General features: G+C 37.9%; 8 protein-coding genes and 1 riboswitch. All 8 genes read left to right on the top strand.

What is annotated here, in order from left to right; genetic code table 11:
- A riboswitch (cobalamin riboswitch) is annotated at positions 1-175 on the top strand. This riboswitch is flagged as partial in the annotation.
- Positions 176-292: 117 nt separating this feature from the next.
- Positions 293-2,302 (top strand): DUF4465 domain-containing protein, encoded by a 2,010-nt coding sequence (locus AC1WHX_RS07360; protein WP_481229084.1) that lies wholly within the window; start codon positions 293-295, stop codon positions 2,300-2,302.
- A gap of 360 nt (positions 2,303-2,662) precedes the next feature.
- Positions 2,663-3,247 (top strand): TetR/AcrR family transcriptional regulator, encoded by a 585-nt coding sequence (locus AC1WHX_RS07355; RefSeq protein WP_031258025.1) that lies wholly within the window; start codon positions 2,663-2,665, stop codon positions 3,245-3,247.
- Between the two features lie 36 nt (positions 3,248-3,283).
- A complete protein-coding gene (locus AC1WHX_RS07350) occupies positions 3,284-4,228 on the top strand; it encodes a 3-oxoacyl-ACP synthase III family protein (RefSeq protein WP_303116522.1) in 945 nt (314 codons plus the stop codon).
- A gap of 26 nt (positions 4,229-4,254) precedes the next feature.
- Positions 4,255-5,001 carry a 3-oxoacyl-[acyl-carrier-protein] reductase gene (gene fabG, locus AC1WHX_RS07345; RefSeq protein WP_022390653.1) on the top strand — a complete coding sequence of 249 codons (747 nt, stop codon included), beginning with the start codon at positions 4,255-4,257 and terminating at the stop codon, positions 4,999-5,001.
- A gap of 103 nt (positions 5,002-5,104) precedes the next feature.
- Positions 5,105-5,794: an RluA family pseudouridine synthase gene (locus AC1WHX_RS07340; protein WP_278584588.1), complete on the top strand. Its 690-nt coding sequence runs from the start codon at positions 5,105-5,107 to the stop codon at positions 5,792-5,794.
- Positions 5,795-5,827: 33 nt separating this feature from the next.
- A complete protein-coding gene (locus AC1WHX_RS07335; protein ID WP_303116519.1) occupies positions 5,828-7,912 on the top strand; it encodes a right-handed parallel beta-helix repeat-containing protein in 2,085 nt (694 codons plus the stop codon).
- Between the two features lie 195 nt (positions 7,913-8,107).
- Positions 8,108-9,502 (top strand): Gfo/Idh/MocA family protein, encoded by a 1,395-nt coding sequence (locus AC1WHX_RS07330; RefSeq protein WP_303116517.1) that lies wholly within the window; start codon positions 8,108-8,110, stop codon positions 9,500-9,502.
- 97 nt (positions 9,503-9,599) lie between these two features.
- The gene (locus AC1WHX_RS07325; protein WP_022390649.1) at positions 9,600-10,118 is read left to right on the top strand and encodes a ferritin; all 519 of its coding nucleotides are present in this window, start codon (positions 9,600-9,602) and stop codon (positions 10,116-10,118) included.
- The last annotated feature ends 86 nt before the right edge of the window (positions 10,119-10,204 follow it).

The raw sequence follows: 10,204 nt of genomic DNA, 5'->3' as shown, positions 1-10,204 counted from the left end.
TTTCTATCCAGAAACATGATTAAAAGGGAATCAGGTGAGAATCCTGAACAGTCCCGCTGCTGTAAGCTCTGTAAAATGTTTTGACAAAATACTTTGCCACTGTTTATTTTTCGTAAATGGGAAGGCGTTCAAAACAGGAGTAAGTCAGAAGACCTGCCGGACAAATTTGTTTCAATAGCTTTCGAGGAATAAGCTTTTGAGTATTATTGCGCGGTATTTTACCATATAATGTTCACTCCCTTATTTTTAGTTGGCTATTTGATTTTGGTTAGAATCAAATAAATATATCAGTATGCAGAAATTTTTACGTTTTAATTGTGAAAAAGATTTTGTTTTGCAGGGTTTGAGAAAGTCTCGAGTATTGCTTTGTTGCAGTTTATTGTCAGCTTCGTTAAGTGTGACGGGGCAAACGACATCAGTAACTAAAGTGTTGGAATATGTTCCTGCGCCCGGGCAATTTGTAAATGCATCTTTGCCTAAATATGAAGCAAGAGATACAGGTGAATCGATTCGGGCAAAGGCAGAATCGACAATGAAAGCCGGCAGTTCGTTTATCGGGTTAGGGGCTTATGGAGGTTATGTGGTTGTCGGTTTTGATAAACCGATTGTGAATGTTCCCGGTGAGTATGATTTTAAGACAGCGGGAAATGCGTATGTGAATAATGCCGAGTGTGGAATTATTATGGTATCTCAGGATAAGAATGGAAACGGCCTTCCTGATGACGAGTGGTATGAATTGGCCGGTTCGGAATATAATAACCCCAAGACAGTTCATAATTATAAAATAACTTATTACAGGCCTCAATACGATATAAAAATACGGAAAGGAGAAACTCCTGATGAAAATTATATAAATAATCCGGCTTCATTTCGTACAGAAACGGAAAATAATAATATTGCGGATGTAATGTGGAAAGATAATTTGGGAAATACAGGTTATGTGTTACGTAATACTTTTCATAAACAGCAGTCTTATTATCCGATGTGGATCGAATCGGATGAGCTGACGTTTTCGGGTTCTTTATTACCTTCAAATGCGGTACAGTCCGGGAATATATGGCAATTTCCGGCTTATGACTGGGGGTATGCCGATAATTGGAGTGCCAATGAGCCGGATGAGAAAATTGGGATGAAAATAGATTGGGCTGTCGATAAATACGGAAATCCTGTTCGTTTGACACATATTGATTTTGTGAAAGTATACACTGCTTTAAATCAATGTGTCGGAGCTGTAGGAGAGACATCGACAGAATTTAAGTCTGTCATAGATCTTCATCCCGATGCTCAAGTATCTGAAGACAAATCTGTTGTTTTGGATTTATCCGAAGCAGTTTTAGATGAATCGACGGATGTTTCGGATTTTCTTTTCGATACAGAAACGAAATTCTTTGATTTTAATGATTTGTTCCGTTTTTCACATTCGGCGACGGATTGGGGTGGGGGGACTTTCTCTTGGGACGGTTTTGTTTGCAGTAAACAGCAACCCGATCTGAATGAACCCTCGGATTTATACAATCCGGATGGCAGTGTAAATACAGATGTTGTAGGTTCGTGGGAACGTTTGCCGCAGAATACTTACGCTGCAGTGACCGGAGCAGGCGTAAACGGGGATAATACCCCATATATTTTCGGATATTGGGACTCATATAATGATCAAAGTATTATATCTTTTGCAGACGGAATGTCTCATAAAGTAAATGGTGTGTATGTGACGAATGCCGTCATAAATTATATTTCGATGAAATATGGTGATTCTTATGGGAAAAAGTTTGGTGGAGAAAACGGAACAGACCCTGATTTCTTAAAATTGACGGCTGTTGGGAAAAATGGTAATACCGAGACCGAAAGTGTCGATTTTTATTTGGCTGATTATCGTTCAGATTATAGTTGTGACGATTATATCGTCACAGACTGGAGTTGGATGGACTTGTCTTCTTTGGGAGAGGTTTCTTCGATAGAGTTTTCTTTGTCGTCTTCAGATAATGGAGATTATGGGATGAATACTCCGACTTATTTTTGTTTAGATGGCTTGTCGGTAAATCCTCAGGCTTCAGTGCCGTCTGCAATATCGGAAAGTGAGAAAGCAGTTTCTTGGAGTGTATATCCTAATCCGGCATTAAATTATATTCGCATCAAAGGTGATGAATATAAAAAAGCTGATATTTATACGTTAAACGGAGCTCTTGTTCGTTCTGTTTCAGCATCGGAACAAATTTATGTAGGTGATCTGACTACCGGACTATATTATATTCGGATTACAGATGATGCATATACTTCAACATTGAAATTTATCAAACAGTGATAAGTTAAGTTTTCCTTTACAAATTAATCTGCGCAAAAAGAAGCTGTGTCAAAATATTGACATGGCTTCTTTTATGTGTTTTTTATGAAAAATCCAATTATTTTCCGTTTAATATAGGAAAATTTATAGATTTTATAGCTGCAATATCTTTATTTTAAATGGATTCTAAAATAGATATATATGTTTCTCTTTTCTGTATTGTTCTAATATGAATAAATAATTACATTTTTATGGTGTAAAACTCGCTATTTATGGTATTTTATTCATATAATATGATAAAATGTATATGATAAGTTTTGAGGTTAAGATAAAATAGTTACTTTTGCACAGTTTTTAATTAAGTGTGCAAAAGTAAAAAACATTTATATGTCTAAAACTCGTGAGATGTTGGTCGATGTAGCACGTCAATTATTTGCGAAGTCGGGGTTGGAAAATACTACGATGAATGACATTGCCATTGCATCTCGTAAAGGAAGACGGACTCTCTATACGTACTTCAAAAATAAAAACGAGATTTATTGGGCAGTAGTAGAATCGGAACTTGCACATTTATTGCAACGGCTTAAAGATATAGCTAATAAAGATCTCCCTCCTGAAGAAAAACTTACTAATTATATTCTTACCAGACTTGAGGCGGTTAAAGAAACCGTTTTGCGTAATGGCACTTTAAAAGCAGAGTTTTTCAGGGATATTTGGAAGGTAGAGCAAGCTCGTAAGAATATCGATATGCACGAAGTTGTATTGCTAAAGGGGATTTTGAAGGAGGGTGTCGATAGAGGAGATTTTAGAATTACCAGCGTTTCTGCAACAGCGACGATATTGCATTATGCTCTAAAAGGTTTAGATGTGCCTTATATACGGGATAATTTTACCGAGATGGGGCTGGAAAGGCTTCGGGTAAAAGAATATATAGCAGATCTTGTGTTGTATGGAATCAAGAAATAAAGCAACAAAATTAATAAATTACTAATTTAAAATTGTATGTATATTAATGCGACCGGGTATTATATCCCTACAGAAAGAGTGTCTAACGACCATTTTTTTGAAATTAATGGGTTAACCAGTGACTGGATATTACAGCGAACGGGTATAAATACGCGATCTAAGGCCGGAGAAGGAGAAAATTCAGATACAATGGGGTTAGAAGCGATACGGGTTGCCATACCACATTTGCCGTACGACATAAAAGATGTTGATTTGATTGTTTCCGCATGTTATTCTCCTCGTGATACGGTGGCTACTTTGGCTCATGTTGCCCAACGCGAATTTAAGATAGAAAAGGCGAAAGCTTTGTATATATCATCGGCTTGTTCTTCATTCAGTAATGCACTTGAGGTTGTTGAGGGCTATTTTGCCATGGGAAAAGCAACCAAAGCTTTGGTTGTTTGTTCAGAGCATAATACTTATTATAGCAATGAAAGTGATCCCAAATGCGGACATTTATGGGGTGATGCCGCAGTCGCTCTTTTTGTTTCTAAAGATTTGCAGAAAGAAGCTGAAGCGGAGATAACCAGTATTTATACTCGAGGTTTGGGGCATATCGGTAAAGGCCCGGATGCTGTGCATTTGAAACCGAAAGAAGATGGAATTACAATGCCTGAAGGTCGAGATGTGTTCATGCATGCGTGTAAATATATGGTTGAAGTTCTTGAACATTTGACTTCGGATAACCAGATGTCGATTGACGATTTGAATTATATTATATGTCATCAGGCAAATATGCGTATCGTAGCGAATGTCGCTCATCAGTTGAAGCTCGGAGAAGACCGTTTTCTGAATAATATTCGGGAGTTGGGAAATACAGGTTCGGCAAGTGCCATGCTGGTTTTGGCGCAGCATATCCATGAAATGAAAAAAGGAGATAAGGTCGCTGTCACTGTTTTTGGTGGAGGTTATTCAAGTGGCGGATTTTTAGTGAAATTTTGATTTTAATCTATTTAATAAGATAACTTATGAAATTATTGCAAGGAAAAGTTGCCGTTATTACAGGTGCGGCTCGTGGAATAGGCAAAGCGATTGCCATCAAATTTGCAAATGAAGGTGCGGATATTGCATTTACCGATTTGGCCATTGATGATAATGCAAAAGCTACAGAAGCTGAAATAGCAGCTTTAGGTGTAAAAGTAAAAGGGTATGCTTCGAATGCAGCGAATTTTGAAGATACACATAACGTTGTTACTGAGATTGTAAAAGATTTTGGACGCATCGACATTTTGGTAAATAATGCAGGAATCACTCGGGACGGTCTGATGATGCGTATGTCAGAAGCCCAATGGGATATGGTAATCAATGTGAACTTGAAATCTGCATTTAATTTTATACACGCAGTTTCTCCTGTTATGATGAAACAAAAGAGCGGGAGTATCATAAACATGTCTTCTGTTGTCGGTGTATCGGGTAATGCCGGACAATGTAATTATTCAGCATCGAAAGCCGGTATGATAGGTCTGGCTAAATCTATTGCAAAAGAGCTTGGTTCTCGCGGTATTCGTGCCAATTGTATCGCTCCGGGATTTATTATTACCGATATGACAGGTGCATTATCTGATGAAGTGAAAGAAGCTTGGGCAAAACAAATTCCATTACGTCGTGGCGGTACACCCGAAGATGTTGCTAACGTATGTACTTTCCTTGCTTCCGACCTTTCTTCATATGTTACCGGGCAAGTTATTCACTGTTGTGGCGGTATGAATATGTAAAGAATATTTTATAACATATATTCAGAAGGTAAAAGAATCATTACGATTCTTTTACCTTCTGTTTTTTTATCCCTATCTTTGTTTCATATCTAATGTATATTTTATGACGGTATTGTATGAAGATAATCATTTGATTATTGTAAATAAAACGACATCGGAGATCGTACAGGGTGATAAAACCGGAGATACTCCTCTATCTGAAATATTGAAGTTATGGCTGAAAGAGAAGTACGGTAAACCCGGAAATGTATTTGTCGGGGTAACCCATCGGCTCGACCGTCCGGTGAGCGGATTGGTGATTTTTGCTAAAACAAGCAAAGCTCTGACACGGATGAATGAGATGTTTCGCAATAACGAGGTGAAAAAAAAATATTGGGCGATCGTAAAAAATCGTCCGCCGAAAGACTCGGATGAGATTACTCATTATATTGTGAGGAATGAGAAAATGAACAAGTCGGTTGCATGGGACAGAATGAAACCTAATGCTAAAGAAGCTGTTCTTGCATACCGGATAGTTGCTCATAGCGATAAATATTATTTATTGGAAATAGATTTGAAAACAGGAAGACATCATCAAATTCGATGCCAATTGTCTAAGATCGGGTGTCCTATAAAGGGTGATTTGAAGTATGGTGCTGAGCGATCTAATCCAGACGGAGGCATTAGCCTGCATGCTCGTCATATTAAATTTATTCATCCAGTATCCAAGGTAGAAATCGATATAACTGCCCCGGTTCCGGATAATAACCTTTGGAAAGCTTTTGAGGAGTTGGCCGGATCTTTTTCAGAATAAAAAATTATACACACACACTAATTATTTTATATTATGAGAACACATCTTAGATTTGCGGTACTGTTTTTGATTACCGCATTCGTTTTTGCCGGATCGTCGGCGCAGACCTTTATCCATCCTGGTATCGATATGTGCCGGGAAGATCTTGAGTTGATGAAGAATAAAACATTGGCGGGAGAACAGCCTTGGCGGGGAGCTTTTGAGCGTCTAAAGGCGGAAACACCTCTTTCTTTCGAAGTTAAGACTTATGCGCATGTTATCAGTGGACCGTACGGAAAACCTGATATTGGTGGATCAGATCTTTCTAAAGGTGCGGTAATGGCTTATAATTGTGCTGTTTTATGGTATATTACAAAAGATAAAGCCTATGCAGAAAAAGCGATTGAAATTATAGGAAAGTGGTCTGAATCATTGCGTAGTCTGGACGAAAACAACGCTAAGTTGCTGGTTGCTCTTTCCGGATATAAATTTTGCAATGCCGCTGAAATTTTAAGATATACTTATCCGGGTTGGACTGAAAATCACACAGCGGCTTTTACAGAAATGATTATGAGCGTGTATTATCCGTTATTGAGATTCTATTTCCCTCAGGCAAACGGAAATTGGGATGGAGCGATTATGCATACTTTATTGTCGATCGCTATTTTTACCAATGATCGGCCGCTTTTTGATAATGCAGTTTATCATTATTTGCATGGAAAAGCAAACGGCAGTTTGATTAAATATATTTTCCCGAATGGACAATGTCAAGAAACTACCCGGGATCAGGGACATGTACAAATGGGGCTTGGTGAATTTGCCGGGGCAGCTCGAATTGCCTATACACAAGGTGTTGATCTTTTTTCTGCCGGAGATAACCGTTTGGCATTAGGGTATGAATATACTTCTCGTTTTCTTTTAGGAGAAGATATTTTCTCTTACGGAGAACCTTCTCATCGTGATAAGGATTTACGCAATGATTATGGGATAGAGTATGTCTATCAACACTATAAAGCCCAGGGAATAGATATGCCCTATACTCGTTCTATATGTGATAAAGTCCGGGATAAGTCTTCGTTGATATTGCTTACAGCTTTCCGTGCGGCTTTTCAGGGAAAAACGCCCGAGCAGAGACCTTTGATTTGCAGTGAGATTGCTTATCCTGCAGGAGCGTTAAGAGTATCGGATTTTAAAATACCGGAAGATGCGATTGTCGTATCGCCTGGAGATTCGTTACAGCAAATATTGGATAATGAGGCGGGACACAAGTGTACAATTTTTTTGAAAGCCGGAGAGTATACGATGAATAAAACTCTGAAAATCCATTCGGGGACGCATTTGATCGGAGAAGGTACAAAAACAGTTCTTATGTTTACACCGTCTGTACGAACTGCTGCAATTATGGCTGCCACGCCAGACATGAGTGATGTCGTTATTGAGAATTTGATAATAGAAGGCGCTCGAGAACATGCTGCAGGTTTTGATCCCAATGCCGGACGCTTTGAAAGACAAAGACGTTATGCAAATAATTTGGCCGGAATTTCTTTCCGTAGTGAAAAGAATTATACACTTTCCGGGATAACCTTGAGAAATCTTTCTGTAATTAATTTTTCTCGTACAGGAGTATATATTTCAGGTGCAAAAAATGTAAAAATAGAAGCTTGCGATTTTACTGAGAACGGGACATTTGTCGTACCGGGGCCGAGACTTCAACATAATTTATTGTTGCAGCGTGTTGAGGGTGGAGTTGTGCAGGATAGTCGTTTCGATACCTCTTTACATGGAGCAGGTGTTGTGTTGGATCATTGCCGTTCATTAGATTTGAAAGATTGTGAAATAGCCCGGAATGCATGGCATGGAGTTTTATTGTCCGAATGTTTCGGTATAGATGTTTCAGAAAATTTGATAGAAGGAAATGACGGTTGTGGTATTTTATCAGAATTTTTATATAAGGGATCGAGCAATCTCAAAATTCGAAAAAATCGAATCCGCTATAATAACGGATATGGAGTCGAAGCTTTTGCGGTTAAAAATCTTTCTGTGTCAGGTAATTGCTATGATCGTAACGGAAAGTTGGGAGAGCAAGAACATTTATGTTCAGATCTTACTTTACAAATGGAAAAGATCTCAGTCGATTAAATAAAAAATGAGTATGATGTATGTTTAAACAAACTCTTAAAACCCGTCTAAATTTTGCTCGGGTTAGTTTTTAGAATTTCTTTTGAGGATGATAGTGGGCTATCTGACGGGTGAAAATGGGAAAATAATCTGGTAATATTTTTTTATTGGAGGATTTGGGCAGTTTTTTAGAATAAGGATTTAAATTTTATTGCTATGAAAAAATGTATTTATATTTTATGTAGTTTGAATTTACTGTTTAGTTTAGGTTGTACTATAAGGAATACGACAAATAAGCTTATAAAAGTACCTGTCCCTGAAAGGGTAGAAGGGCAGGCAGATGTATTGGAGTTAACAGCCCCTAAATTGGATACAGTTCGTGTCGGTTTTATCGGATTAGGTATGCGTGGAATAAGTGCTGTTGAGCGTTTTATTCATATTCCTGGTACAAAGATTGTTGCTTTATGTGACATTCGCCCTGAGTGTGTTGATAAGTCACAGAAAGTTTTGATTGATGCTGGACTTCCAAAAGCTGTGACTTATACGGGAAATGAAGAAGCATGGAAAAAGTTATGTGAGAGGAATGATATTGATTTGGTGTATATTGCAACCGATTGGAAACATCATGCTCCGATGGCGATCTATTCTATGGAGCAAGGAAAACATGCTGCTGTAGAAGTACCGGCAGCTATGAATATGGAAGAGATATGGGATATTATTAATACTTCTGAAAAGACACGAAAGCATTGTATTCAACTGGAAAATTGCGTTTATGACTTTTTCGAGCTTACGACATTGAATATGGCCCAGCAGGGAGTTTTTGGAGATATTCTCCATGTAGAAGGTGCTTATATCCATAATCTTGAAGAATTTTGGCCGTTGTATTGGAATAATTGGCGTTTGGATTATAATCGGAATCATAGGGGAGATGTGTATCCTACTCATGGCATGGGACCGGCTTGTCAATTACTTGATATGCATCGAGGAGATAAAATGGATATTCTTGTAGCCATGGATACAAAAGCAGTTGCGGCTCCTGCATATATAGAAAGAAAATCAGGAGAAAAGGTAGAGAATTTTAAAAATGGCGACCATACAATGACGATGATACGGACAGAAAAGGGGAAAACGATCCATATACAGCATAATGTTGTTAGCCCTCGTCCATATAATCGCATGTATCAACTTACTGGAACAAAAGGATTTGCCAATAAATATCCGGTTCAGGGTTATGTGTTGGAATCGGGACAGATCCTATCGGGGGTTGTTCCGGGTCATGAAGATTTTTCCGGACACAGTTTTGTCTCTGATGAAGTAAAAGATACATTGATGCAAAGATATAAACATCCTATTCAGATCGAACTTGAGGAAGTTGCCAAAAGAGTAGGAGGTCATGGAGGTATGGACTATATTATGGACTATCGTTTGATATATTGTCTTCGGAATGGCTTGCCTCTTGATATGGATGTTTATGATTTAGCTGAATGGTGTTGTTTAATTCCTTTAACTGAAATTTCCATTGAGAACAACTCTGCTCCGGTAGAAGTTCCAGACTTTACCAGAGGAGGATGGAATAAAGTGAAAGGATTCCGCCATGCTTTTGTTCGTTAAAATTTTTTTATTTGAGAAAAATAATAAATCGTTATTGCGTTTAATAAGATTTGTATATCTTTGAAAGTTCTATTCATTTTATTAAAATTAAATAGTCATGTTAAGTAAAAAGATTGAGGAAGCTTTAAATGCTCAAGTAAATGCGGAGTTTTGGTCTGCATATCTTTATTTGTCTATGTCTACTAATTTTGCAGTAAAAGGAAACCCCGGATTTGCGAATTGGTTTGAAACTCAGTTTAAAGAAGAGCAAGATCATGCGTTGATTTTTACAAAATACATTCTTTCTCGAGGGGGAAAAGTAACATTAGCTCCTATTGCCGAGGTAAAGACCGAATGGAACACTCCTTTGTCTGCTTTTGAAGATACTCTCGTTCATGAACAGAAAGTAACTTCTATGATCAATGATTTGTATGCTTTGGCTACAGCGGAAAAAGACTATGCAACTCAAAGTATGTTAAAGTGGTTTATCGATGAACAAGTAGAAGAAGAAGAGACGGCTCAAGGCATTATTGACAGTCTTAAAATGATTAAAGACAATGGATTCGGTATCTATACTTTAGATAAGGAACTCGGTGCTCGCACTTATACACAAGCTGCTCCGTTAGCCGGAAAATAATAAATCTTGGTTAGGCTATATAAAAGAGACTGTCTCAGAATGTACTGCACCCCAAAAGTTAGACACAAAACTTTTGGGGTGTTTTT

It is taken from the genome of Coprobacter sp., from assembly GCF_982436375.1.
This window is presented reverse-complemented; position numbering and strand designations above follow the sequence as displayed.